This window comes from Amycolatopsis sp. VC5-11, from assembly GCF_037034185.1.
GTDB classification, from domain to species: Bacteria; Actinomycetota; Actinomycetes; order Mycobacteriales; family Pseudonocardiaceae; genus Amycolatopsis; species Amycolatopsis nivea.
In genome coordinates, this window is record NZ_JBAGKF010000003.1 from 184,523 (window position 1) to 208,307 (window position 23,785).

Here is a 23,785-nt window from a genome sequence, read left to right on the forward strand (position 1 = left end):
GCTGCCCGGGTGAATCCGGCGTGATGCGCGCGGCGATTTCGCGTGACAAAACGCCGGACGTTGGGTAGTCAGCAGGGAGGACCTTTTCGGAAGCGGGGTGACCCCCATGGTGCAGGTGCGCGTGCAGGGACTGGCCGTGGTGGCGCAGGAGTCGGCGCCGGTCGTGCTGCTGCGCGAGGAATCCGGCTCGCGCCGCTGGCTCGCCATCACCATCGGCGCGCCGGAAGCGCAGGAACTGGCCGCCGCGCAGGAACACGTCGTGTCCGCGCGGCCGGGGACGGTCGAGCTGATCATCGAGGTGCTGGCGGCGCTGGGCCAGAGCGTGGAACGGGTCGAGATCACCCAGCTGCTGGACAGCATCTTCCACGCGGACCTCGTCCTGTCCGGCGGCGCGCGCGTCTCGGCCCGCCCGAGCGACGCGATCGCGATCGGCCTGCGCACGCATGCCCCGCTGGAAGTCGCGGAAGCGGTGCTCGACGAGGCAGCGGTCGACGTGACAGTGGCGGCGGGCGACGAAACCGCTCTCGACGCGGCTGCCGACCTGGAGGAACCGGCCGAGGCGACCGAGGACGAGATCCGCCGCTTCCGGGACTTGCTGGACGACGTGAGCCCGGAGGACTTCCGCGACCCGGACGCGTGAGTCTCGGTCCGTGGTTCGCCGCTTGCGGGATCTGCTGGACGACGTGAGCGCGGGGTCTTTCCGCGGACGCCCGTGGTTCGTTGTCTGCCGGTTGCGGGATCTGCCGGACGATGTGCAGAATTTTCCGCGATCCGGACGCGTGAACCTCGGCCCGTGGCTCACTGTGTCCTCAGTGGACGGTCAAGCCGTCCCGGCGGGCCGGGGCAGCGGGATCTCGGTGAGCCCCTCGGCGGCGCCGGACCGCACGCAGTCCAGGGGGAAGAGCGAGAACAGCCGCCGGACCGTGGGGGCGGTGCCCGGGTCGACGTAGAAGTCCTTGTCCGCTCCCGCGGCCAGGAGTTTCAACCGGATCAGGACGCGCAGCCCCGCGACGCCGAGGAAGGTCGTCCGGCGCAGGTCGACGATCACCAGGCTGACGGTGCTCCGCAGCCGCGCCTCGACGACCTCGGCCAGCCGGGGCGCGGTGGCCAGGTCGACCTCCCCGGACACCTCGACGACGGCGGTCCCCGGAGCGGGGTGGCCCACGCGCAGCCGAAGCATCCCCGTCGGGTCCGAGGGAAGCGCGGGCAGTCGGGCAATGTGCGCGGCGGTCATCACGGCACTCTCTCTGAGCCGCGCACAGGGCTGCGGCGGAATGCCGGACCGGCCGGCACCGGGCATCCCGGCGCGCGGGACGAATCACACGGTGGCTGGAGGCTCAACCACCCTCCACCGTAGCTCTCCCGAGCGGCCGAGGGAAGCCGCCGAAGGGGGACGACCGGCGGGCGGGCGGTGGTTGAACGATCAGGCAACTGCGGGGGATCGCTGGTGTGCGGGCTGGAAACGGTGGCTGGGAAAGATGATTCGGTGGCGGCGGGGAGTTTCTCGCTGGCGGGCGGGGATCGGGTGGGGGAGGCGCTGATCGGATTTCGTTGCCGCGCACGAGGACACTTGCGGCCGGGCTCGGCTGTGCCTCAACCGAGGGGCGCGGTTGTCCCTCGGCACGGTGGAAAGCGCTTCCGCGCCCGGCCGGCTCGGATGGCCCCGATCTGCTGCTGCCCGCGCGGGCATTCCCCGACGGCACGGATCCGGTTACCGTGCGCAGCCCAACTGGCTCGGCTACGCCTCGGTCCGGCTGTCGTGGCGCGGGATTCGGTGACCGCGCGCAAGCTCAACCGGCTCGGCTCTACCGCAACACCTCTGTTCCGGCCCGGTTACTCGCGCCCGGTCCGGCGGTGCCGGTTCGACTGCTGCGCGCGAGCCCGGCTGGCTCGGCCACGCCTCGATGCGGCTGCTGCGGTCGGTGGGTGTGGTCGGGCGGGGCGGGCTGGGTTGCTGCGGGCGAGCCCACCTGGCTCGGCCGCGCATCGAGGCGGTTGCTGCGCTCCCGCGGGCGTGGTCAGGCGGCGTGGGCTGGGTTGCTGCGGGCGAACCCAGCTGGCACGGCCACACCTTGATCCGACAGGCACCCGCACCGCGTGAACCCCACCGCCGCAAGCAAAACCCTGCCCGGTCAACCCCCGATCCGAGACGGTCCGGCGTCCACGACCTTCAGCGAAAGGTCCAGCGGATCGAAGTGGATCAGCGATTCCATCCACCACGTCATCCCCGCCTCCGCGAGCGCCGCGAGATCCACCGCGACCGGTTCCTCCCACGCCGGGCTCGCGTTGCCGGACACCGCGACCTCATAGGGACGATCCGACGGCCGCACTTGAGCAACCAGACTGGCTAGCTCCGCGGGAGGCAACGGCTGAGGCCCAGGAAGCGGGAAAATCCCGTCACTCCCCGCGGCACGCCGGAGAACCCGTTCATGCTGGGTCGTGCTGGCAGTCCACACCGGAATGGGGTACGGCTCCGGGTCGGCGGCATCGAGGGACACCCGGTAATGCGAGCCCTCGTGCCGCAAAGCCTCCCCGGCCCACATCGCGCGGATGATGTCCATCGCCTCGTCCGTTCGCGACGACAGTTCGGCGGGCGAGGACGGATCGCCGAAGCGGCTGAAGTCGCCGGTTTCGTCCGAGCCGATGCCGGTTCCCAGGATCAGCCGGCCGCGGGACAGGCGGGCGAGCGTCGCGGCTTGCCGGGCCAGGAGCCACGGGCGGCGGCGGCTCGGCGGCGTGACCATCGGGCCCAGCAGGACTGTGCTGGTCGCCTGCGCGATGGCGGCGAGGGTGGTCCACGTGTCGGCGATCGGCGGCATCGCGGGCACCACGTGGTCCCACAGGAACACGCCGTCCCAGCCGGCGGCTTCGGCTCGGACGGCCAGGTCGACCAAGGCGGCCGGATCGCCGAACGGGCCGAAAGGCGGCAGGTAGAGGCCGTAGCGGACGTGGTCGGTCACAGGAGATCCCCCTCCGGATCGGTCGAACAGCACCGTATCGGGAGACACCGACAAAAAACGGGCCCGAGATCTTCTTCCGGCATCCGCCGTTCGGACGTTGCCCGCTCACCAGACCCTAGGTTACGGTGACCTATGTGTGGACCGACGTGCTCCTGCTCGCGAAGCTCGCCGAGCGGCCGTGGCACGGCTACGAACTGCGCAAGCAGATCGAGGAATCCAGCGGCCGCACGCTGTCGAACAACTCGCTTTACCCCGCGCTGCGGCGCTTCGCCGAGGCAGGCGCGGTGACCCGGACCGCCGAGCCGCAGGAAGGCCGTCCGCCGCGGCACGTGTACACGATCACCGACGTCGGGCGGGAGCTGCTGCACGATCTGCTCGCCGACCTGCCGCCGGAGCTGGCGGGCGATCCGGCCGAGTTCCTGGCGCGGCTGGCGGGATTCGGCAGGCTCACCCCGGAGGAACGGCTGCGCGTGCTGGACGCCCGCCAGGCCGCCGTCGCGGCGCAGCGGGACCGGCTCGCCAAGCTCGGCGCGGGGCAGGCCGATCCGTGGAGCCGCCTCGTGCTGGCCGAGGTGCAGCGCCGCGCCGAGAACGAACAGGACTGGCTCGCGTCGTTGCGCACGCGGGCGGGCTGACCCGAGGAGGACCCCGCATGTCTACCCCCACCCAGCTGCCGTTCGCGAGGCCGAACGTCCTGGACATCGCGCCGCTGTACGAAGTCCTGCGCCGCGAAGGCCCGATCGTCCCGGTGACGACCCCGGCGGGCGACCCGGCCTGGCTCGTCACCGCGTACGAACAGGCCCGGGAAGTGTTCGCGGACAACCGGTTCGGCCGTTCCCACCCGCATCCCGAGGACGCCTCGACGGTCTCCGACGCCGCGGTGCTCAACGGGCCGCAGGGCGATTTCGAGACCGAGGAGCGGGAGCACGCCCGGCTGCGCCGCCTGCTGGTCCCGGCGTTCTCGGCGAACCGGATGCGCCGCCTCGGCAGCCGGATCCAGGAACTGACCGATCGCTGCCTCGACGGGATGGAAGCCGCGGGCTCGCCGGCGAATCTGCACGAGCACCTGTCGTTCCCCTTGCCGGTGCTGGTGATCTGCGAACTCCTCGGCGTCCCGTACGAAGACCGCGAGAAGTTCCGCGACCTCTCCGACCGCATCGGCGTGCTCGACAGCGGCGGCGACGCCGAGGTGGCGATGACCGAGTTCACCGCCTACATGTCCGGCCTCGCCGACGCGAAACGCGCGAACCCGGGCCAGGACGTCGTCTCGGACCTGGTCGCCGCGCAGGCGGACGACCCGACGTTCACCGACGACGACCTCGGCAGGCTCGCCGCCGGATTGCTGTTCGCCGGCCACGAGACCACGTCGAACCGGATCGACCTCGGCGTGCTGTTCCTGCTCACCGACCTCGCCCGCCGCGACGCGCTGGCCGCCGACCCCGATGCGCGCGTGCACGCCACCGTCGAGGAGATCCTGCGGATGTCCGCGCCCGGCGGTCTCGGGCTGCTCCGGTACGCGCACGAGGACGTCGAGATCGGCGGCGTCCGGATCCCGCGCGGCGACGCGGTGATGATCTCGACCGCGTCTGCCAACCGCGACCCGGCGGTGTTCGCCGACGCGCACGAGTTCGACGCGGACCGCAAACCCAACTCCCACATCGCTTTCGGCTACGGCGGCTACTTCTGCATCGGAGCCAGCCTCGCCCGCACGGAGCTGCGCGTGGTGTTCACGACGTTGTTCCGCCGCTTCCCGAACCTCCGCCTCGCCGTGCCCGCGGACGAGCTGGAAGTGCGCTCCAACCGGCTCACCGGCGGGGTTTCGCAGGTCCCGGTCGTGTGGTGACGTCAGACTGACTCGATCGTGGCGCTTCCGGTGTTGACGAACGGATGCGTGGCACTCACGGTGATCGTGCCGGGGGTGCCGCGCATCGAGCGGACCCACACCGCGGCCGCGCCGCCGAGCGCGCCGAAGTCCAGGTAGGGGTCGCCGATCAGCACGCCGGGCCCCGTCGCCGAGACCGCCAGCACCCCGCGCGCATGCGGTCGCGGAGCGCCGTACCGGTCGAGCAAGCGCAGCGCGACCCGGGTGGTGTCCGCGCCGTCGGCGACGAGCTGGTCGTCGTCGGCGGTCACCGCGATCGTGTCGTACGCCGGATCCGCGCTGAATCGCCTGCGCAGCACGGTTTGCCCGCCGATCCGGCCTTCGACGGTCAGCTCCGGGCGCGTTCGGCCGTTCACCCGCAGGTCCACCGGGAACGGTGGATACGCCAGGTGCGGAAACCGTGCGCGATCAGGATGCACGGTGACCGGGCGCTTGCCCGCGACAGTCACCACCAGCACCTCGCAGTTCGACCAGATGATCGCGTCGCGACCCGGCCCGTCCGGCGGGGAGCCCGGGCCGAAATCCCAGTAGAAAGCCGGTTCGATCACCGCGCCGCGGGACGGATCGCGTTGCGCCCGGTAGAACGCCGCGCCCAGTTTGGGGATCCGGAAGAAGTCCATCACGCCGGGGTATTTCACGCCGCGATAGTGGTGGTACCAGCCGGAGGGATAGTCGAAACCGCACCAGCCCAGCAGGCCGCTGTAGCGCGGATCGGACGCGGCGTGGTCGTGCACCCAGGCGTGCAGCATGCTCTGTTCCCGTTGCACCGCCGGGGGATCCGTCCGCCGGAAGTACGCGGAGCCGACGAGCGTGCCGATCGCTTCGCTGACCAGGTACGGAACCCCGCGCCGCGGCGGGCGCAGCGGAGGCGGCGAACCCGGCGGACGCGGACGGCTGTAGTCGTTGAACGAGAACACCCCGCCGGCCGCTTTCACCGGGTACAGCGGCGAAACGTAACCGCGCTCGCCCGCGACCGCGCCGGTGCACGGCCGCATCGGGTCGAGTTCCGCGGCGAGCTGGTCGGTTCTCCCGTACAGCGCGTATTGGCCGAGCGTCTCGTTCACCCGGGTGCCCCACACGATGATCGACGGATGGTTGCGGTCGCGCACGATCATGTCGTGCACGTCGCGCACCGCCAGCTCCTGCCACGCGGTGTCGCCGACGTGGTCCCAGCCCGGCAGTTCCTCCCACACCAGGATGCCGAGTTCGTCGCAGGCGTCGAGGAACGCGGTCGCCTGCGGATAGTGCGAGCAGCGCACCATCGTGCAGTTCAGCTCTTCTTTCAGCAGCTGAGCGTCCCGGCGCTGCACCCGGTCCGGCATCGCGCCGCCGACGAACGGGTACCACTGGTGCCGGTTGAGCCCGAACAGCTTGAGCGGCCGCCCGTTCAGCCGGAAACCGTCCACAGTGAACTGAGCGTCGCGCAATCCGGTGCGCACGGGGTAGGTGTGCACCTTCCGGCCGTCGACCGCGAGGGTGACGAGAATGTCGCACAACGCCGGATCGTCCAGGTCCCACAGCTGCACCGCGTCGAGGCCCTGCAACGACACCGTGACCTGGGTGTCGCCCTTCGGCAGGCCGGTGAGGTCAGTGTAGGAGGACGCGACTTCCGCACCGTGCTGGCTGAGCGTCGCGGTGAGCCGAACGGGGCCTTTGACCGCCTTCGCCGAATCCACGGTGCAGTGCAGCAGCACCTCGCGGTTCGGCGTCAGCACGGCGATCTGCTGCGCGTACACATCGGACAGATACGTCTGCGGCACGCCGGTCAGCCGGACTTCGCGGTACAGCCCGGCCGGCTGGTAGAAGTCGATGGCCGTCGGGTGCGGGAATTCCGGCAGATCCGGCGGCGTGTTCTGCTGCCAGCGGCCGTCGACGACCACCGCGAGCACGTTGTCCTTGTCGGTCAGCAGGCCGGTGACCTCGCAGCGCAGCGGCAGGTAACCGCCGCTGCGCATCGCGACGCGGCGGCCGTTGAGATACACGGTCGCCGCGCTGAGCACCCCGTCGAACTGGAGGAACGCCCGGTTCCGGCGCAGCTGCGCGGGCGCGAGGAAATGCTGCCGGTACACCCAGACGTGCTGCCAGTCCGACGGGTCCCAGTCCTGCCAGGACAGCGGAACCACGCAGTGCGGCACCGAAACCAGCGCCATCGCGCTGTCGTCGAAGTCCGGATCGGTGCTGCCCGCCGTGTACGGCCCGAAAAGCCAGTCCGCGCCGAACCCGTCCCGCGCCACCGGGGGCGCGGGACGGGAAAGCGCGGCCGCGAGCGCGCCCGAGCCGGCGAGCACCGCGCCGGCCCCGAGCAGGAAACCTCGCCGGGGGTGCGCGGCGAGCCAGGGGGCCCGCCCGGAAGGTTCGTCCGTCATCCCCGCCGACGGGCGATTCCGGGACGGGGCGCGGAAGATCCGCCGGAAAGCGTCGACGCGTGCATGGGCGCGAGCTTACTTCCCGTGCTGTTCAGAAAAGGTCAGCTGTTCAGCAGAGGTCGGCGAGCCGGTCGACCTGGCCGGGATCGCTGCCCCAGCAGTAGAGCATCACCTCGTCCGCGCCGAGATCGCGGTACGCGCGGACCGCGGCGCGGATGTCGCCGGGCGTGGTGAGCATTCCGCTCACCATGTGCTCCGCCATTTCGGTGAACGCGTAGTACGCGTGCATTGCCGTTTTCGCTTCGTCCGCGACGGAATCCGGGCCGACCGCGACGTTCACCTGCGCGACGAGCCGCGGTTCGCCCTTGCGGCCGTGGTCCCGCCAGTCGCGGCGCACAGCGTCGAACAGCCCGCCGACCCACGACGGGGGAGCGGCGGCGAGCAGCCCGTCGCCCCAGCGGGCGACGCGGGCCAGCGCCTGGGGTTTGAACGCGCCGATCAGCAGCTCCGGACCGCCTTCGCGGGCCGGTGCCGGGCCGATCGGACCGGCTTCGGCGCTGTACGGCGCTCCGGACCACAGCCGGTACAGGTCGGCGAGCTGCCGATCGAGACGGCGGCCGCGTTCGCGCAGCGGGGTGCCGGCGGCGTGGTGGTCGTCCTCGCGGCCGCCGACGCCGATGCCGAGCACGAACCGGCCGCCGCTCATCCGGTCGAGCGTGGCGGTCTGCTTGGCGAGCAGCGCGGTCTCGCGCAGCGGGGCGAGCAGGACCTCGGTCTGCAGCCGGATGCGGGTGGTCGCGCCGGCCAGCACGGAGAGCGCGGTGAGCGGCTCGGGATTGTCGTAGACGAGGCGGTCGAGCAGCCCGAGCGTGCTGAACGGGCCGGCGTCCGCGCGGCGCGCCCAGTCGAGCAGGGCGGCGGGGTCGCTGACGGGCAGGCCAATGCCGATGGACATCGGAGAACCTCCGGTAAAACGGGTCGACAACTACAGGGTTGCCGCCCGCTCCTGGACCTGGATGTCTTCAGGCTGGCCGGTCCGCTCTGCGGCGTACTTCCGGGGACCGTTCCATCGGAGTGCCCGCAGCTTATCCGGCGGCGCTCGGGCTGGGCAACGCGTTTTCCAGCACGGCCAGCAGCTCGGTGAGCGCGGGGCCGAGCGGCAGGTCCGCGCGGACGGTCGCGTGCTCGTCGCCGCGGGTCTGGCCGCGGTTGACGATCACCACGGGTTTGCCGGCTTTCGCGGCCCGCCGGACAAACCGCAGGCCGGACATGACCGTGAGCGAAGATCCGAGCACCAGCACCGCGGATGCCTCGTCGACCATCCGGTAGCACCGCTCCACGCGGGCGCGCGGCACGTTCTCGCCGAAGAACACCACGTCCGGTTTCAGCACGCCGGAGCAACTGGTGCAGGGCACGGTGCGAAAGGTGCGGACGACCTCCTGGGCGAGTTCGACGTCGCCGTCCGGATTGATCCGCGTTGCCGTGCCGCCGAAATCCGGGTTCGCCGCGCGCAGCCGGGCGTCGAGGTCTTCGCGCGCGGTGGTGCGACGGCAGTCGAGACAGACGACGCGGTCGAGGTTGCCGTGCAGTTCGACCACGCCGGGAGTGCCGGCCGCGCGGTGCAGGCCGTCGACGTTCTGGGTGATGACGCCGGAGACCCAGCCGCCCGCGCGCAGTGCGGAAACGGCTCGGTGCCCGTCGTTCGGCGCGGCCCGCGCGATGGTGCGCCAGCCGAGGTGGCTGCGCGCCCAGTAACGCTGGCGGCCCGCCTCGCTGGCGACGAATTCGCCGTACGTCATGGGCGTGTGGTTGCGGAGACTGCCGGTTTCGCCGCGGTAGTCAGGTATGCCGGATTCGGTGGAGAGGCCCGCGCCGCTGAGCACGAGCACCCGCCGCCCGGCGACGATCTCGGCCACGTCCGCGACCGTGCCCGTGCGCGGCAGCGGTTCGCCAGGTCCGGCCCAGGTCAGCGTCGGTCGCGTGCGCACGCCGCCAGTCTAGCGACCGCCCTCCCGGAAACCGGGCGATTGGTTTTCCGCGCGGCTGGGTACCAAAGGCCACATGTGGTTCGCGCTGGCTACCCCCGTGGTCGTGATGGTCGCCGCCGTGCTCATGGAATCCGTGGAGCGACATTGCCTGCGGACTCCGAGCGGGGCGGTCCGGCGTCCGGTCGAACGGGCGGCGCTGCGGGAAGCGTCGATGCCGGTCGTAGCCGTCGGGGCGGCTCGGCTCAGGCAGCGGACCGCCTGAACGCCCACGGGCCGGAGGGGCCGGTGTTCTTGGGAGGAACACCGACCCTCCAGCCTGCGGGCGAGGCCCGCGCTCTCCCCGTCGGGGTGGGAGAGCGCGGGCCCCTTTTTCTTCCGGCCCGGAACCCGTTGGTGTTCCGGCGAAACCTAGCGCGCGGCGTCCTGGGTGAGCTGCCGGTACCAGTCGTCGTACGGGTGGTTGGTCGCCGGGTAGTTGACCAGCGGATCGGTGGCCAGGCCCGCGTTGTCGAAGTCCCAGCCGCGGACGACGTGCCCGCTCTTGCGCGCAGCGACCAAAAACGCTGAATCCTTCGCCGGAGCCCCGTAGAACAGCCCGTCCTGGAGTTCGGCCGGGTCGCCCTGCTGGTATTCGTCGAACGCCACCTGCTGGTACTGCACGCGGCCGCCGGTGACGAGATCCGTGGAGTACCGCAGGGTTTGCGCCGGGGTGGAACCGTCGGCGCCGGTGGCGACAGAGATTCGCCCAGCGTTCGCCTTGTCGTAACGCGGATCGGACGTTTTCGCGTTGCCGGTCCAGGTCACGGTCTCGCCGGAGAGGGTGCCGCGCCACTGCCAGTTCTGGCCGCTCGACTGGCTGCGGTGGATTTCGCGGAGCCCGGAGCTGGTGAACGCGACGGTCGGCAGCACGCCGTTGTCGTACTGATGGCTTGCCGACCAGCGGATTTCACCGTCCGCGCCCAGCTGGCCGGTGTGGTACCAGAGGGTGGTGGCGCTCGGCGACTGGTGCACCTCGACGATCCGGCCGGAGCCGTCCAGCGCGACCGCCGGGGTCTGGCCGCTGTCGTAACGGCCGTGGCGCTGCCAGGCGACGCGTCCGTCGGCGCCGAGCTGTCCGGTCCAGTACCAGAGCGCGCCGCCGCCGGAATCGTGCACCTCGACGACCTGGCCGCGGCTGTTGATCGCGACCGCGGGGTGGTACCCGACGTCCCGGCGGTACGCGGCGCGCGTGCCGCCGTCGCCCGACAGCAGCGGAAGGACCCTGCCGCGCAAGGAATCCGTGGTCGCTCCGGTGCGGTAGGCGGCGGGGGAGAGCAGCCGCGGACCGAACGCGGCACTCAGTTCGGCGTTGACCGCGGCCAGGTTTCCGGCGGCGAACGAGTCGTTGTCGGTGAGGTCGTCCTTCAGGTCCAGCATGACGACGATCGGCGCCGCGTCCGGGTGCGCGGCCGACCAGCTGTTCACCACGCCGAGCCAGTCGCGGAGGCTGTCGGACGCGGGGTTGCCCGCGTGGTCGACCAGGTCGCCGGGCGAGCTGTGGCCGATCCCGTAGTCGTGCCGGGTGGCGTAACCGTTGTCGTGGATGTCGAATTCGATGAACCGGACACCGTGGTCGAGCTGGTAGGAGATGGACCCCTTCGCTCCGTCGACGTTGCCGGAGTAGCTGTTGTGCGTCGCGGCGAAGACGGTGTCGGAGAAGGGCTGCGCGGCGTTCGCGGGCGCGGCGCCGAGCGCGGTGACGGCGGCAGCGGTGAGCGCGATGGTGCGTAATCGGTGCATTCAAACCCCCAGGTCGGCTGGACAACCGGCGAAATACTGGCGATCTTGGCAGAGATTCATGGCATGTTCTGGGGATGCAGGAAAACGACGAGGAAACCTTCGCCGAGCACGTCGCCGAGCTGTTGTCCGATTTGCCCGGAGTCGAAGCGGTGGCGCTGGGCGGTTCGCGGGCGCGCGGCACCCATCGGCCGGACAGCGACTGGGACTACGCGGTGTACTACCGCGGCGCGTTCGATCCGGACGACCTGCGCGCGCTCGGCCTGCCGGGCGAGGTGTCCGGCCTGGGCGAATGGGGCGGCGGGGTCTTCAACGGCGGCGCGTGGCTGACCGTGCAGGGACGGCCGGTGGACGTGCACTACCGCGACCTGGACGTGGTCGAGCACGAGCTGGCCGAGGCGGAGAAGGGCCGGTTCCATTGGGAGCCGCTGGCGTTCCACCTGGCCGGGATCCCGAGTTACCTGGTGGTGGCGGAGCTGGCGCTGAACCGGGTCGTGCGCGGGGAACTGCCGAGGCCAGAGTATCCGGAGCTGTTGCGGGAAAACGCCCCCAAGTTCTGGCGCGCTTCGGCGGCGCGGACGTTGGAGTACGCGAAGGCCGCGTACGTGCGGCACGGCCGGGTCGCGGAGGCCGCGGCGTCGGTCGGCGTGGCGGCGATGCAGACCGGGCACGCGGTGCTGGCCGCGAAGGGAGAGTGGGTGACGAACGAGAAAACCTTGCTGGAACGGGCGGGTTTGCGCGCACTGGACGACGTGGTGGCGGGGATGGGGCACGACCTGCCGGGGGCGTTCGCGACCGCGTGCGCGTTGCTCGGCCAGGCGGGCGGAGCCGCGTAACCCGGAAAACCCTGATGGCGCAACGGTTTCCGCTCGCCAAACCTCGCCGGACGGCACGGATCCGTTTCATTTCGCCGGTTTCGGGTATATGACCGCAGCACGGCTGCGGCCGCCGCGCCGTGGCGAGCCGCACCTGCTGAACGGAGGAACGCCCTATGCCAGAGTCCGAGCCGGTCGCGAAGGATCCGGACAAGGGATACGTAGCGCTGCTCGGCTGGTCGCTCAACGCGGTCGAGGCGCTCGACCGGTTCGACCGCCGCTACGTCGTGGTCGCCCCGGACTGGGCGGAGAAGTACTGCGTGGACCACGACATCCCGTACGTGTCGTGGAATTTCGAGCGGCTCAACGACCGGTCGATGGAGATCGCCGAGATCCTGCACGAGGAAGGCGTCGACGTCGCCATCCCGCTGTTCGAGGAGACGGTCGAGTGGGCGGGCGCGATCAACTCGGTGCTGATGGACAACCCGCGCCTGTTCGGCCAGGCGATGCTGCTGCGGGACAAGGCGCTGATGAAGCGGCGCGCGCAGCTCGGCGGCATCCGGGTCGGGATCTTCGAGGAGGCGCACGCCCGAGACGACGTCGTCCGGTTCCTCAAGCGGGTCAACCAGACGCTGCTCAAGCTCGACGGCGACCCGAACGACCCCATCCACCTCAAGGCGTTCGACAAGGCGGGCTGCCTCGGCCACCGCGTCATCCGCACCCCGGACGAGATCGACTCGATCCCGGAGGAGGAGTTCCCGGTCCTGATGGAATCGCACCTCGACGGCTGGGAGTTCGCGGTCGAGGCGTGGATCCACAACGGCAAGGTCAAGTTCCTGAACATCTCGGAGTACGTCACGCTCGGCTACTCGGTGTTCGTGCCGGCGACCCCCGAGCTGGAGCGGTACCGGCCGCAGATCACCGCCCAGATCGAGAAGCTCGTCAAGACCTTCGACATCGAGTTCGGCTTCGTGCACCCGGAGTACTTCGTCACCAGCGACGGCGAGATGTACTTCGGCGAGGTCGCCTACCGGCCGCCCGGGTTCAAGGTCTTCGAGCTGCTCGAACGGGCCTACGGCTTCAACGCCTACCAGGCGCTCGTCCTGTCCTTCGACCCGAAAACGACGGAGGAGGAGATCGACGCCTTCTTCCCGCGGGAGGTCGTCGACGCGACCGGCGTCGCGGGCTGTTTCGGTGTGTACCCTCGCCGTCGGGTGGTCAGCGAGCTGCGGATCCCCCAGCAGACCGAGGACGACGACTACTACGAGTCGCACGACCTGACCGCGCCGCTGGAGGAGACGGTCACGAAGAGGACCGCGTTCGGCACGCACTGGGGTCTGCTGTACTTCTTCGGGGACGACGCCTACCGGATGCGCGACCTGCTGAAGGAACAGGAAGAACTGGACTTCTACGTCTGAGCACGGACGAGTCCGCCACCCCGACCGAAGGACGCACTTGGAGCCGAACGCCGACGTCACCGGCACGACTGCGACGCTGGCCAAACGCGTGGCGTCGCTCGACGACGCGGTCGCGGCCATGGCCGCGACCCGCGACTTCGGCAAGCACACGAAGCTGCGCCGGGTGCTGGAGGCGCTGCGGCGGGTGCTGCTCCAGCCGGACGGCGCGGCCGCGGTCCGGGCGAGGGCGCGGGCGCTGGAGGAGGCCGGGGTTTTCCAGGGCACCGACTGGGACACCCCGGAGATCCTGATCCCCGCGCTGGTCGGCCCCGGGCTGCACAGCGGGAACTCCGACACCGTGGTGATCGAGGCGACCAGCGAACTGCGGATGCTCGCGGTCGCGTGCGGCGACTACGAGCATCCGACGCTGCCCGCCGAGGACGCCCGCGTGTTCCTGTCGCAGGTGCTCGGGGCGAACCTGGAGCTGCTGTTCACGCCGCCCAGCGAAGCGGAGCGGACCCGGCAGGGCCGGACTGCGCAGCTGATCCGCGACCTGCTGCGGTACCTCGCCGACCAGATCGGCTACGACAGCATCCTGGACAAGGTGGTCGAGGAGATCTGGCGGATCCTGCGCCAGCGCCCGATCCAGGTCGACCAGGTCAAATCGCTGATCACGCGGATCTCGATCTACCGCGGCGACCCGGACGTCGACCTGGGCGGTTCGTCGGTGCAGGGCCTCGACCGGCTCATCACCAGCCTGTTCGGGACCACCGAGGCGTGCCGGGAGGACCCGGGCGTCGACGTCTTCCGGGCGCGGCTCGAGGCAATGGACGCGGCGAGCCTGCAGTACGAGGCGACCGGGTTCGCCCGGGCCATGCACGACACCGGCCTGGTGTCGCCGTACCACGCCGAACTGCTGCGGTACCTCGCGCACGAGAGCGACTACCTCGTCGGCGAAGCGCTCGGCCTGTCCGACGTGGGCCGGAACTGCCTGATGCGCTACCACGACCTGGTCCACCGGCTGATCGAGGAAGCCGTGCACCCGCAGACCGCGCAGTGCGTCTACGGGCTGGCGCTGCTGCTCGACCGCGGCATCCTCTACGAACCGCCGGTCGTGCCCGCGCTGTGGCGGCAGCTTGCGCTGGAGCTGTCGACCGCCGCCCGGGAACGGCTCGCGCTCGTGTTCGGCGACCAGCCGAGGCCCGAGGCGCGGCTGCTCGCGGGCGTGCTATCGATGCTGGGCCAGCCGCTCGGCGTCGGACAGGGCGACAACCCGACCTGCCAGTCGGCGCGGGCGCTGTCGATGTGGGCCTACAACGACCCGGACTACCTGCTGCAGGTCGTGGTGTGGGCGGCGCGCGACGACGAGGTCGTCATGCACTTCGAAGGACAGCCGGTGTCGTCGAAGGAAAGCGGGGCCGGGCTGTCCGAGTCGCTGCCCGCCGACCTGGACCCGGTGTCGTCGCTCGTGGTGCCCCATCTCGACCGGATCTACGCCGAGATGGGCCGCCGCTGCGCCGACCGGCCGGGCGACCCGCACCGCTGGGTCAACCCCGAGTTCCACGGCTGGTGGGCCGCTCGGGGCTTCCGCATCAACGTGGACGTCGCCACCGGAAAACTGATCGACCTCGACGACTTCCTGCGGCAGTTCCACGCGAGCTACCACCCGTCCTACAACGGCGAGCAGCCGCTGATCCACCCGCAGCCGGCCGGGATCGCGGTCACCGACAGCGCCGCCCGCTACGTCGGCTGGCACGCGATCACGATCCTGCGCATCGCGCCCGATCCCGACGACGTGATGCGGGTGTACTTCTACAACCCGAACAACGACAGCGGCCAGGACTGGGGCGACGGCGTGGTGGTTTCGACCGCGGGCAGCGGCGAGCGGTTCGGCGAGGCCTCGCTGCCGTTCGACCAGTTCGCGTCCCGGCTCTACATCTTCCACGTCGACCCTCGGGAACACGGCGAGCCGGAGAAGGTGCCCGCCGAGGACGTCGCGCGGATCATCGGTTATCTCGAGCGCAGCTGGGGCGCGGACCGGCTGCCTGCCGGGAGTTTGCAGGCGGAGCCGCCGCAGAAGTGACCCTCTGCTGTCCACAATGGACTGTGGGCTGTTTTCGCGGATCCGGTTTTTGTCGGTGGTGCCTGTCATCATGGCCGCAGTCGATCTTGGAGGCGTGATGACAGGCTTACTGACCGAGTTGGCATGGCTGGATGATTACGGGCCGCTGCAGGACATCTTCTGTGTTTCGTTCGTGCGCGGGCTCGATCCGCCCGAGGTGGTGCGGCGGTTCGGTGGCGTCGGCGGCGAGCAGATGACGTTCGGGGAATTGAACAATCTGGTCGCCGGGTACGTCGCGCAGACCCAGGGCGGGAACGGCGGAGGGTACGTCGGCGTGGTGTCGTCCGGCGAATGGAGTGTCGCCGTCGAACCGTGGGGGTGGCAGGGGAATTTGCCGGAAGTCGTTGCCAGGCTTTCGAAAGACTGCGAGGTCGTTGCTGTGAACCGGCACGACTACGCCGAGGCGCACTTCGTGCACGCGGTGGACGGCACGGTCGTCGCTGGTTTCACTCCGCGCCTGCCGAGCCGGACGTACGGCAGCGAACCGGACCGGCTGCTCCCGGTGATGCGCGAGGCTGGGTTGGATCCTGGCCGGGATGAACGGCCGTCGAACCCGATAGCTGCGGCTTTCGCGGTGGCGGCGGGGGTGACCGGGGTGGTGTTTACGCCGGAGATGTTGGAGCGGTTGTTGCTGGTGGGGGATATCCGGACCTAGGTGCGTCGCATCTGCTTGCCGTGCTGGGGCTTTTGGTGACCGGCGACCTGCGATTGGTCAACGTGTTTGCTGGCCGGGATGTCGTGGTCAGGAGACGAGCACCTGGCGGTTGAGTGTGACGGCAGCTGGTGGACTGCTTCTGGCGCTCGCCGGTCGAGGCTCGGCGGAGGGCCGATTAGTCGTGCCCGGTTACCGCATGAATCGGTTCTGCCCGGTGCTGATCGCGCTGTTGCTCCGCGAACTGAGACGTGTTCCGGGCGGGTGGGCGGTGCGGTTCTGTGGTGTGTTTGCGTGCTTGAGTAGGGAGGTGGGGCGTTACGTCCGGCATTGATTCGGCTTCCCGTGGGGTGAACGGCGGTGCGTCGGGTCCGTGAGGTCGGTGCGCGGTGTGGTTCTGCCCTTCCTTGTGGCGCAACCTTCGCGAGGTTCGTGCGCGACTCTGCGAGTTCGGTTCTGTCCAGCTGTAATTCGGCTCCGGTATCCACGTCACGGCCTCTGCCGGGTCGAGCGGGGTGGTTCTGCTGTCCGGTTAACCGTCGTGAGGCTTGCGCGCGGTTCTGATGCGAGGTTGGTGTGCGACTCTGCGAGCGAGTTCGGTTCTGTCCGGGAGCAGTTCGGCTCCGGGATCCCCGCCGTGGCGTCTGCTGGGTCGGGCGGGTGGTTCTGCTGTCCGGCTGACCGTCGTGAGGTTCGCGCGCGGTTCAGGCGCGAGGTTGGTGTGCGGCTCTGCGAGCGAGTTCGGTTCTGTCCAGCAGCACTTCGGCTCCGGAATCCCCGCCGCGGTCTCTGCCGGGTCGAGCGGGGCGGTTCTGCCGTGCCCAGCTAACCGTCGTGAGGCTTGCGCGCGGTTCAGAGCGTGAACTCGGCTCCATCCGGCGGCACGTCCGCTCCAGCGCCGACCACCGCAGCGTGCTCCGCGCCGTGCGGATCCACGACGGGGTTCGTGTTGTTCAGATGCGTGTAAGCCCACCGGCCGACCCCTGGGCGGTTCGCGAGCATCGGCAGCGTCGTGGTGATCGGCACGTGGCCCATCGCCTGCTGGGCGGCTGGGTTGGCGCTGTCGGTCGCCGTGCTGAATTCGCTGCCGCTGTAGAAGGTGCCGTCCAGGAGGACGAGGCTCGCGCCGTCGGTGAACTCGTCGAAGCCGGGTGGCCAGGTGCGCAGGCAGGGCGCGTAGACGAGCGTGCCGCCGGTTGCCGGGTCGTGGATGCGGTAGGCGACGACCCACGGGCCGGGACGGGCGGAGGCGCGGGCGTATTTCGGTTGTTTGTCGCTGATCGGGAAGGAAGTGATCACGAGGCCGTCGAGGGTGGTTTCGGTGGAGGCGTGCCAGGTCCAGTCGTGGTACTCGCCGATGATGGGACGGGCCGGGAAGTGGTCGGTCAGTGCGTGCAGGGCGGCGGCGGGGGCATGGACGGTCAGCGCCGTCGCCTCGCGGAGCATGAGCAGGCCGAGGGTGTGGTCCAGCTCGGCGTCGGTGAGCAGGACCGTCCGCAGGGGCGTCTCGCGCGGGCCCGGTCCGGCTCGCAACGCTGGTGTGGCCAGGATTTGCGCGCGGATGTCCGGTGAGGCGTTGAGGAGGTGCCAGACACGGCCCTCCGCGCTGAAGGCGACGCTGTCCTGCGTACGCGAAGGCGAGCCGGACGTGCATTGCGAGCAGGCGCAATTCCACTGGGGAAAGCCGCCGCCGGCCGCGGTGCCCAGGAGGATGACCTTCATCGGGCTGGGCCACGCATAATCAGGTCCGGAGTGGACGGTGCGGTGAGAATGAGGTCGACCATGCCGCGGTGCGGGGAGCGGGAGCACACGGGGTCGGCGTTCGCCGCGTCGCCGGTGAGCTGGAATGCCTGGCAGCGGCAGCCGCCGAAGTCGGTGGCGCGGCGGTCGCAGGTGCGGCACGGGTCGCGCATCCAGTCCTCGCCGCGGTAGGCGTTGAAGGACTCCGAGCGGTACCAGATGTCGGCCAAGGCGGTCTCGCGGACGTTGTCGAGCGTGAGCGTGGTGATTGCGCTGGCGGCGGGGCAGGGCAGGACGGTGCCGTCGGGCGCGATGGTGAGTTGCCGCGCGCCCCAGCCGTGCATGCACGGTTTGGGGAACGGCTCGTAGTAGTCGGCGACGACGTAGATGATTTCCATCGTGCCGCGGAGGCGTTCGACGGCTGCGCGGACGATGGGTTCCGCGGCGGCGAGTTGCGCGCGGGTCGGCATCAGCGCGTCGCGGTTGCGCAGGGCCCAGCCGTAGTACTGGGTGTTGGCCAGTTCGAGCCGGTCCGCGCCCATCGACTCGGCGAGCGCGATGATGTCGGCCAGCTGGTCGTGGTTCTGCCGGTGCAGCACCACGTTGACGGTCAGCGGCAGGCCCGAGGCTTTCACGAGCTCGGCGGCGGCCAGCTTCCGGTCGAAGGCTTTCGCGCCGGCGAGCAGGTTCGCCCGGTCCGGGGTCGCGGCTTGGGCCGAGAGCTGGACGTGCGCGAGACCTCGGTCGACGAGATCGGTCAGCCGGGACTCGGTCAGGCCCAGGCCGGAGGTGACGAGGTTGACGTAGCAGCCGAGGTCGCTCGCGTGCGTGACGAGATGCGGAAGGTCGGGGCGCGCCAACGGTTCTCCGCCGGAGAGGTGGACCTGGAGCACGCCCAGTTCCCGGGCCTGGGTCAGTGCGTCGATCCATTCAGCGGTGGACATTTCCGCGGACCGGCTGACGAGTTCCACCGGATTCGAGCAGTACGAGCAGTGCAGGGGGCAGCGGTGCGTCAGTTCGGCGAGCAGCCCGAGCGGTGCGGTCACGTCCATTCGATCACCCGCCGTTGTCCGAACCGGGCCAATACGGTGAGGACGTCACTCTCCTGGACGCCTTGATAGCGGCTGCGCAAGGTGGCGACGATGCCGGACACCGAGGTGGCACCGTCGCAGAGTTCGAGGACCGCGGTGGCGGTGGAATTCGGTACCAGCACGCCTTCCGGGAACAGCAGCACCTGCGTCCCGCGCACGTGATCGAACGTCAGGCGGACGCCGACGCGCAGTTTCGGCACCGATGCGGTCGTGATGGTGTCCATCGGCTCACTCCTCGGCCGCAGCGCGTTCGATGGCGTCGAGCATCGACCACAGGACATCGCACTTGAACGACAGCGCGGCCACCGCTTTCTCCTGCTGTTCGCGCGTGACGCAGTGCTGTACGACAATGTCCAAAGTGTCCTTGCCCTCGCCGGAAACCTTGTCGATCCGGTTGGTGAAGTACGCCAGGTCGGCGCGGGAAATCCAGGAATAGTTCGCCAGGACGTCGACCACCCGCTGCTGCATCAGGTGCCCGGCGAACATCTCGGTCAAGCCGGAGGCGACGGCTTCCACCCAGGGTTTGGTGCGTGCGAAGGTGACGTAGGCGTCGACGGCGAACCGGACACCGGGGGCGACGTGTCGCTCGTCGAGGACTTCGGCGCGGTCCAGGCCGACCGCGGCGCACAGTCGCAGCCAGCGTTCGGCTCCGCCTTCGCCTTCGACGGCGCCGTCGTGGTAGACGATCCGGTCGAGCCAAATCCGGCGGATTTCCGGGATCGGGCAATTGCTGATGATGGCCGCGTCTTTCTGCGGCAGCACGCATTGGTAGTACCAGCGGTTCGCGGCCCAGAGCCGCAATTCGCGCTCGGTCAGTTCGCCGGCGTGCATCCGCCGGTGGAACGGATGGCTGCCCCAATACCGGTCGGCGAGGCCGCGCAGGGCTCCGGTGAACTCCGCCGGACTCATCGGGTGCACAGTGGACATTCGCTCCTCCGGGATTCTCGCTCAGCGGTAAGGTTTTCCGGGACGGACGGGACCGCGGCGGACCGGTCCCGTCCGGCGGGTCACTCCTCCCGGCGGGCCGCGTAGGCGGTGACCTCCATCGGGGTTTCGTACTCGACGAAGTCGGGTGCGGTCCACATCTCGACGGGTTCGGGCATGGGAAACTCGCTTTCCTTCGGTGGTGCACCGGTGAGCGGGGCAGTGGTCCCCGCCCCGAACGCCGTCACCCTAAAAGCGCACGGCGGCCGGTCGCCAGGGGTGCGGGGCGATTTTCCCGCCGACTTTATAAAGGTTCCTTCCTATGGCGCAGCGCCGGTCACGCTGGGGCGCCGCCGCCGGTTGTCCGCCCGACAGAAACCTTGCGGCGGCGCGGAAACCTCCTTACGCCGCTTGACATCGGGCCCGCGAACGGCCGAATAATAGGGTTCAAGTGCGGGTGACAACGATGTCAGAGGCTACGGGAGCGACGTGACCCAGGTGAATCGCAGGCGGTTTCTGTCCGGCGGGATTGCTGTCGCGAGCGGCGGTGTGCTCGGCGCGTTGGGAGTGTCCGGCACCGCCGAGGCAGCTCCGGACGCGCGTCCGCCTCAGGTCGGCGGCGAGATCGGCAGTGGCTGGACCTTTGTCGCGGCCGACGGCACGGCTGCGGACGGGAGTGTGCTCGCCAGCGCGAAGGACGTCGCTGGGTTGAAGCCCGCCGTTGTCCCGGGGACTCCGCTGACGAGCATGATCGCCAACGGCGAGTATCCCGATCCGTTGTACGGCCACATCGTGACCGACACCGTCCCGGACACCCTCAAGGACACCGGCTACTGGTACCGGGTCGCGTTCCGGGTGCCGCGGCTGGTGCCAGGGCAGCGGTTCTGGCTGCAGTTCGACGGGATCAACTACCTCGGGACTGTGTGGCTCAACGGGACCAGGGTCGGCACGGTCGAGGGCGCGTTCAAGCGCGCGGTCTTCGACGTCACGGACATCGTGGCCGAGGCGGACGGGGTCGCTTGGCTGGCGGTGCTGGTCGGGAAGCTCGACTACACCGATCCGCCCGCATTGCCGAGTTACGCCAGCGGGGTGACGCGCGGCGGGCGCAACGGCGGTCCGACCGGGATCACGCTGAAGAACGGGCCGACGTTCTTCTGCACCGCCGGGTGGGACTGGCTGCCCACCATTCCGGACCGGGATCTGGGGATCTGGCAGCCGGTCACCTGGCGTACCACGGGGCCGGTGCGGGTGGCTGATGTCCAGGTCACCTCGACGCTGTCGCAGGATTTGCGGACGGCGGAGGTCTCGGTCTCGCTCGCGGTGGACAGTGCTGCCGGGAAGTCCGTGATGGTGACGGGGTCCCTTGACGGGCGGGGGTTCCGGCGGACGGTCAGTGTTCCGGCGGGGGCGTCGTCGGTGAAGCTGACGTCGAAGGAGATCGCCTGTCTGCGGGTGGATCGGCCGAAGCTGTGGTGGCCCAACGGGTATGGGGAGCCGTATCGGTACCGGCTGACGGTCGGGGTCGAGTCCGGCGGGCAGGTGCACGACGAACGGACGGTGGACTTCGGGATCCGGCGGATCGAGTACACGACGCCGATTCGGTCGCCGTCCGGGGCGGTGACGCAGTGTCTGGCGATCACGGTCAACAATCAGCCGATCCTGGTGATGGGCGGGAACTGGGGGCTGGACGAGGCGCTCAAGCGGATCCCTCGGGAGCGGTTGCGGGCGCAGGTCCGGTTGCATCGGGACGCTAATCTCAACTTGATCCGGAACTGGAACGGGCAGAGCAGTACCGAGGACTTCTTTGCTGCCTGCGACGAGTACGGAATTCTGGTCTGGCAGGACTTCTTCTGTTCCACTGAGGGGCCGCCTGCGGAGAATATTGAGCGGGATCTCGCCAATATCCGGGATTGCATTGTGCGGTTTCGCAATCATCCGTCGATCCTGCTGTGGTGCGGTGGCAACGAGGGGCCGCCGCCGCAGCCGTTGATCGACGGACTGGACGCGCTGGTTGCCGAGCTGGATCCGCAGCGGGTGGTGTTGACTAGTTCTGCCGGGGATACCGGGGAGAATCCGGTTGACGGGTACCGGTCTGGCGGGCCGTACCACTGGGTGCCGCCTGCCAAGCATTTCGCGTTGAATGACGGTACGCAGTGGCCGCCGTTTCATAATGAGGTCGGGTCTTATTCTATTCCTACGTTGGAGTTCATGCGGAAGATGCTTCCGGAGGCTTCGTGGGAGCATCCGGATGATTTCTGGGCTGATCGGGATGTCAACGGGAACGGCGGGAATGGGGGTGGTGCGGGGTATCTTCGGCTGACTGGCGAGCGGTATGGGGAGGTCCGGAATCTTGCGGATTTCGCGCGTAAGTCGCAGTTGATGAATTACGAGTGTATTCGGGCTATTTACGAGGCTCCGGTTGCTTATATGCGGAGTGTTGGGCCTTATCCGCGTGCTGGGGTCATCATGTGGATGACTAATCCTGCGCAGCCTAGTTTTGTCTGGCAGATGTACAGTCATGATTTGGAGGCGCATTCGTCGTTCTATGCGGTTCAGCATGCTTGTCGGCGGGTTAACGTGGTGCTGGATGCGCGGAACTTCGATGTGATTGTGGCTAATCATTCCCGGGCTGTGGTTCGGGGGAGTGTTGAAGCCTCGTTTTACGGGGTCGACGGGGTGGAGTTCGCTCGTGCCTCGATGCCGGTGGGCGGGGTGGCTGGGTCTGACCGTGCTGTGGTTGGGCGGGCGGCTTCGGAGGTTGGTGCTGCGCCGTCTGAGGTTGCTTTTGTTCGGTTGGTGCTTCGGGATTCGCGTGGATCGGAGGTTGTTCGGAGTTTCTATTGGGTGGAGAAGCCTGGGCTGGAGGCTGGGTTTGCCGGGTTGGAGGGGATGCCTGGGGCGGCTGTTTCGGTGATCGCCGGGGTTTCGCGCGGGGGCGACGGGGCTGAGGTGGCGGTGGATGTGCGGAATGTCGGCGAGTCGGTGGCGTTGATGGTGCATTTGCAGGTTTATGACGTGCGGACTGGGGAGCGGGTTCTTCCTGCGACGTTCAGTGACAATTATTTGAATTTGGTCGGCGGGGACGCGGCGAGTGTTCGGGTTCGGTTGGATGAGGGGCAGGTTCGGCGGCATCCGCGGGTTGGGGTTCGGGTGGATGGGTGGAAGCTTGATCAGGGGGCGTCTCGGTTGCGGGGGCGAGGGGTGGAGGTGACGTTCAATCGGGATGCTTTGGAGGTGAGTCCGGAGGTTCGGACGTTTCGGGGGTGAGGCTCGGCTCGTCGCCTGGCGGCGACATTGCGCTCGCTGTGGGGCCCGCCACCCCGAAGTTTTAGTGTGCTGACGGTTCGGGGGTGCTTGTCAAGGCGGGAAAGATGCCTTGACAAGCACCCCCGAACCGCAGATGAGCTTCGGATCGGGGTTGGGGGCGGTGTGGGTGCCTCGATCGTTGGGTGCATCGGCTGCGGGGGATGGGCTGGCGTGTGTCGTTCGTTGGGTGCGGCGGCTTCGGGTTGACGGGCTGAGGTGCCTCGCTTGTTGGGCGCGGCGGCTGCGGGGGGCGGGCTGAGGTGCCTCGCATGTTGGGTGCGGGGGCTGCGGGGGCGGGTTGGGGTGCCTCGATGGGTGGGTGCATCGGCTGCGGTTGAGGGCGCGTGGGTTGGGTGCGTGGTCGCTACGGATGTGCGGGTGACGGGGTGGGGTGGCCGCTAGCGCCCCAATGCCACATTGGGTGCATGTGGCGCACCCAATGTGGCGTTCGGTGCATGTGATGCACCCAATGTGGCGTTCGGTGCGTGGGACGCACCCAATGTGGCATTGGGGCGACATCCCGAGCGGGCGCGAGGCTGGCGGGGGCGGTCCGTGAAGGGCTCCTTGAGGGAATCCAGGTCCGTGAAGGGGTCCCTCACGAAACCGTCGGCGGGGTCGTGAGGGGAACCCTGGGGGAATCAGAGTTCCGCAGGGTGGCCCTCACGAACCGCGCGGCCGCGACGGGGGAGCGTCCAGTGTGGACGGTCCGGGGGAAGTTGGGTTGCCGTGTTCGCGGGACTGGCGGATGATGGGCGGCCAGTCCCCG

20 protein-coding genes are annotated in these 23,785 nt (G+C 69.3%); 9 read left to right on the forward strand and 11 right to left on the reverse strand.

Going from position 1 to position 23,785, the window contains the following annotated elements; all coding sequences use genetic code 11:
* Positions 1-106 precede the first annotated feature (106 nt).
* The gene (locus tag WA670_RS12375; protein WP_037811381.1) at positions 107-640 is read left to right on the forward strand and encodes a bifunctional nuclease family protein; all 534 of its coding nucleotides are present in this window, start codon (positions 107-109) and stop codon (positions 638-640) included.
* 180 nt (positions 641-820) lie between these two features.
* Here WA670_RS12375 and WA670_RS12380 read toward each other — a convergent pair whose 3' ends face one another.
* Both WA670_RS12380 and WA670_RS12385 read right to left on the reverse strand, forming a co-directional pair.
* On the reverse strand, positions 821-1,234 hold the full coding sequence (locus tag WA670_RS12380) for an STAS domain-containing protein (RefSeq protein WP_240690536.1): 414 nt from the start codon (positions 1,232-1,234) through the stop codon (positions 821-823).
* An 898-nt stretch (positions 1,235-2,132) separates the two neighbouring features.
* The gene (locus WA670_RS12385; protein WP_037811383.1) at positions 2,133-2,960 is read right to left on the reverse strand and encodes an LLM class flavin-dependent oxidoreductase; all 828 of its coding nucleotides are present in this window, start codon (positions 2,958-2,960) and stop codon (positions 2,133-2,135) included.
* A gap of 125 nt (positions 2,961-3,085) precedes the next feature.
* On the opposite strand from WA670_RS12385, the gene WA670_RS12390 reads away from it, so the two are divergent.
* On the forward strand, positions 3,086-3,595 hold the full coding sequence (locus WA670_RS12390; protein WP_107051004.1) for a PadR family transcriptional regulator: 510 nt from the start codon (positions 3,086-3,088) through the stop codon (positions 3,593-3,595).
* 17 nt (positions 3,596-3,612) lie between these two features.
* On the forward strand, positions 3,613-4,803 hold the full coding sequence (locus WA670_RS12395) for a cytochrome P450 (RefSeq protein WP_336157751.1): 1,191 nt from the start codon (positions 3,613-3,615) through the stop codon (positions 4,801-4,803).
* Between the two features lie 2 nt (positions 4,804-4,805).
* Here WA670_RS12395 and WA670_RS12400 read toward each other — a convergent pair whose 3' ends face one another.
* From WA670_RS12400 to WA670_RS12410, 3 genes are all read right to left on the reverse strand, one after another.
* Positions 4,806-7,208, reverse strand: coding sequence for a glycoside hydrolase family 2 protein (locus WA670_RS12400; protein ID WP_336157752.1), 2,403 nt, complete (start codon positions 7,206-7,208; stop codon positions 4,806-4,808).
* A 109-nt stretch (positions 7,209-7,317) separates the two neighbouring features.
* On the reverse strand, positions 7,318-8,163 hold the full coding sequence (locus tag WA670_RS12405) for an LLM class flavin-dependent oxidoreductase (RefSeq protein ID WP_336157753.1): 846 nt from the start codon (positions 8,161-8,163) through the stop codon (positions 7,318-7,320).
* Between the two features lie 130 nt (positions 8,164-8,293).
* Positions 8,294-9,196 (reverse strand): NAD-dependent protein deacetylase, encoded by a 903-nt coding sequence (locus WA670_RS12410; RefSeq protein ID WP_336157754.1) that lies wholly within the window; start codon positions 9,194-9,196, stop codon positions 8,294-8,296.
* Between the two features lie 73 nt (positions 9,197-9,269).
* Here WA670_RS12410 and WA670_RS12415 point away from each other — a divergent pair, with 73 nt between their 5' ends.
* Positions 9,270-9,458: a hypothetical protein gene (locus tag WA670_RS12415; RefSeq protein ID WP_238605793.1), complete on the forward strand. Its 189-nt coding sequence runs from the start codon at positions 9,270-9,272 to the stop codon at positions 9,456-9,458.
* Between the two features lie 146 nt (positions 9,459-9,604).
* Here the strand turns inward: WA670_RS12415 and WA670_RS12420 are convergent, their stop codons facing one another.
* Entirely contained in the window at positions 9,605-10,975 is a 1,371-nt protein-coding gene (locus WA670_RS12420) for a hypothetical protein (protein ID WP_336157755.1), read from the reverse strand.
* A 74-nt stretch (positions 10,976-11,049) separates the two neighbouring features.
* Here WA670_RS12420 and WA670_RS12425 point away from each other — a divergent pair, with 74 nt between their 5' ends.
* The 4 genes from WA670_RS12425 (at position 11,050) to WA670_RS12440 (ending at position 15,961) form a co-directional block, all read left to right on the forward strand.
* Positions 11,050-11,808 carry a nucleotidyltransferase domain-containing protein gene (locus WA670_RS12425; RefSeq protein WP_134727345.1) on the forward strand — a complete coding sequence of 253 codons (759 nt, stop codon included), beginning with the start codon at positions 11,050-11,052 and terminating at the stop codon, positions 11,806-11,808.
* Positions 11,809-11,963: 155 nt separating this feature from the next.
* Complete coding sequence (locus WA670_RS12430) at positions 11,964-13,205, forward strand: ATP-grasp domain-containing protein (protein WP_336157756.1); 1,242 nt, start codon at positions 11,964-11,966, stop codon at positions 13,203-13,205.
* Between the two features lie 37 nt (positions 13,206-13,242).
* Positions 13,243-15,267, forward strand: coding sequence for a hypothetical protein (locus WA670_RS12435; RefSeq protein ID WP_238605797.1), 2,025 nt, complete (start codon positions 13,243-13,245; stop codon positions 15,265-15,267).
* 70 nt (positions 15,268-15,337) lie between these two features.
* Positions 15,338-15,961, forward strand: coding sequence for a DUF6461 domain-containing protein (locus WA670_RS12440; RefSeq protein ID WP_238605798.1), 624 nt, complete (start codon positions 15,338-15,340; stop codon positions 15,959-15,961).
* A gap of 849 nt (positions 15,962-16,810) precedes the next feature.
* Here the strand turns inward: WA670_RS12440 and pqqB are convergent.
* The 5 genes from pqqB to pqqA all read right to left on the reverse strand — a co-directional run bounded on the left by pqqB (position 16,811) and on the right by pqqA (position 19,892).
* Positions 16,811-17,680 carry a pyrroloquinoline quinone biosynthesis protein PqqB gene (gene pqqB, locus WA670_RS12445; RefSeq protein WP_037811403.1) on the reverse strand — a complete coding sequence of 290 codons (870 nt, stop codon included), beginning with the start codon at positions 17,678-17,680 and terminating at the stop codon, positions 16,811-16,813.
* Positions 17,677-18,750: a pyrroloquinoline quinone biosynthesis protein PqqE gene (gene pqqE / locus WA670_RS12450; protein WP_037811404.1), complete on the reverse strand. Its 1,074-nt coding sequence runs from the start codon at positions 18,748-18,750 to the stop codon at positions 17,677-17,679. Before pqqE ends, pqqB begins: the two co-directional genes overlap by 4 nt.
* Entirely contained in the window at positions 18,741-19,013 is a 273-nt protein-coding gene (gene pqqD / locus WA670_RS12455; protein ID WP_037811406.1) for a pyrroloquinoline quinone biosynthesis peptide chaperone PqqD, read from the reverse strand. Before pqqD ends, pqqE begins: the two co-directional genes overlap by 10 nt.
* A 4-nt stretch (positions 19,014-19,017) precedes the next feature.
* Positions 19,018-19,716: a pyrroloquinoline-quinone synthase PqqC gene (gene pqqC / locus WA670_RS12460; RefSeq protein ID WP_037811409.1), complete on the reverse strand. Its 699-nt coding sequence runs from the start codon at positions 19,714-19,716 to the stop codon at positions 19,018-19,020.
* 80 nt (positions 19,717-19,796) lie between these two features.
* Positions 19,797-19,892: a pyrroloquinoline quinone precursor peptide PqqA gene (gene pqqA / locus WA670_RS12465; RefSeq protein WP_037358081.1), complete on the reverse strand. Its 96-nt coding sequence runs from the start codon at positions 19,890-19,892 to the stop codon at positions 19,797-19,799.
* A gap of 310 nt (positions 19,893-20,202) precedes the next feature.
* On the opposite strand from pqqA, the gene WA670_RS12470 reads away from it, so the two are divergent.
* The gene (locus WA670_RS12470; protein ID WP_336157757.1) at positions 20,203-22,980 is read left to right on the forward strand and encodes a glycoside hydrolase family 2 protein; all 2,778 of its coding nucleotides are present in this window, start codon (positions 20,203-20,205) and stop codon (positions 22,978-22,980) included.
* Positions 22,981-23,785 lie beyond the last annotated feature (805 nt).

What these genes read in the sequence shown, in the direction of transcription:
- WA670_RS12395 (WP_336157751.1), top strand. Translation starts at nt 3,613, where the DNA reads ATGTCTACCCCCACCCAGCTGCCGTTCGCGAGGCCGAACGTCCTGGAC.
- WA670_RS12380 (WP_240690536.1), bottom strand. Translation starts at nt 1,234, where the DNA reads ATGACCGCCGCGCACATTGCCCGACTGCCCGCGCTTCCCTCGGACCCG.
- WA670_RS12440 (WP_238605798.1), top strand. Translation starts at nt 15,338, where the DNA reads ATGGCCGCAGTCGATCTTGGAGGCGTGATGACAGGCTTACTGACCGAG.
- pqqA (WP_037358081.1), bottom strand. Translation starts at nt 19,892, where the DNA reads ATGCCCGAACCCGTCGAGATGTGGACCGCACCCGACTTCGTCGAGTAC.
- WA670_RS12425 (WP_134727345.1), top strand. Translation starts at nt 11,050, where the DNA reads ATGCAGGAAAACGACGAGGAAACCTTCGCCGAGCACGTCGCCGAGCTG.
- WA670_RS12405 (WP_336157753.1), bottom strand. Translation starts at nt 8,163, where the DNA reads ATGTCCATCGGCATTGGCCTGCCCGTCAGCGACCCCGCCGCCCTGCTC.
- pqqB (WP_037811403.1), bottom strand. Translation starts at nt 17,680, where the DNA reads ATGAAGGTCATCCTCCTGGGCACCGCGGCCGGCGGCGGCTTTCCCCAG.
- WA670_RS12400 (WP_336157752.1), bottom strand. Translation starts at nt 7,208, where the DNA reads ATGACGGACGAACCTTCCGGGCGGGCCCCCTGGCTCGCCGCGCACCCC.
- pqqC (WP_037811409.1), bottom strand. Translation starts at nt 19,716, where the DNA reads ATGTCCACTGTGCACCCGATGAGTCCGGCGGAGTTCACCGGAGCCCTG.
- WA670_RS12375 (WP_037811381.1), top strand. Translation starts at nt 107, where the DNA reads ATGGTGCAGGTGCGCGTGCAGGGACTGGCCGTGGTGGCGCAGGAGTCG.
- pqqE (WP_037811404.1), bottom strand. Translation starts at nt 18,750, where the DNA reads ATGGACGTGACCGCACCGCTCGGGCTGCTCGCCGAACTGACGCACCGC.
- WA670_RS12415 (WP_238605793.1), top strand. Translation starts at nt 9,270, where the DNA reads ATGTGGTTCGCGCTGGCTACCCCCGTGGTCGTGATGGTCGCCGCCGTG.
- WA670_RS12430 (WP_336157756.1), top strand. Translation starts at nt 11,964, where the DNA reads ATGCCAGAGTCCGAGCCGGTCGCGAAGGATCCGGACAAGGGATACGTA.
- pqqD (WP_037811406.1), bottom strand. Translation starts at nt 19,013, where the DNA reads ATGGACACCATCACGACCGCATCGGTGCCGAAACTGCGCGTCGGCGTC.
- WA670_RS12420 (WP_336157755.1), bottom strand. Translation starts at nt 10,975, where the DNA reads ATGCACCGATTACGCACCATCGCGCTCACCGCTGCCGCCGTCACCGCG.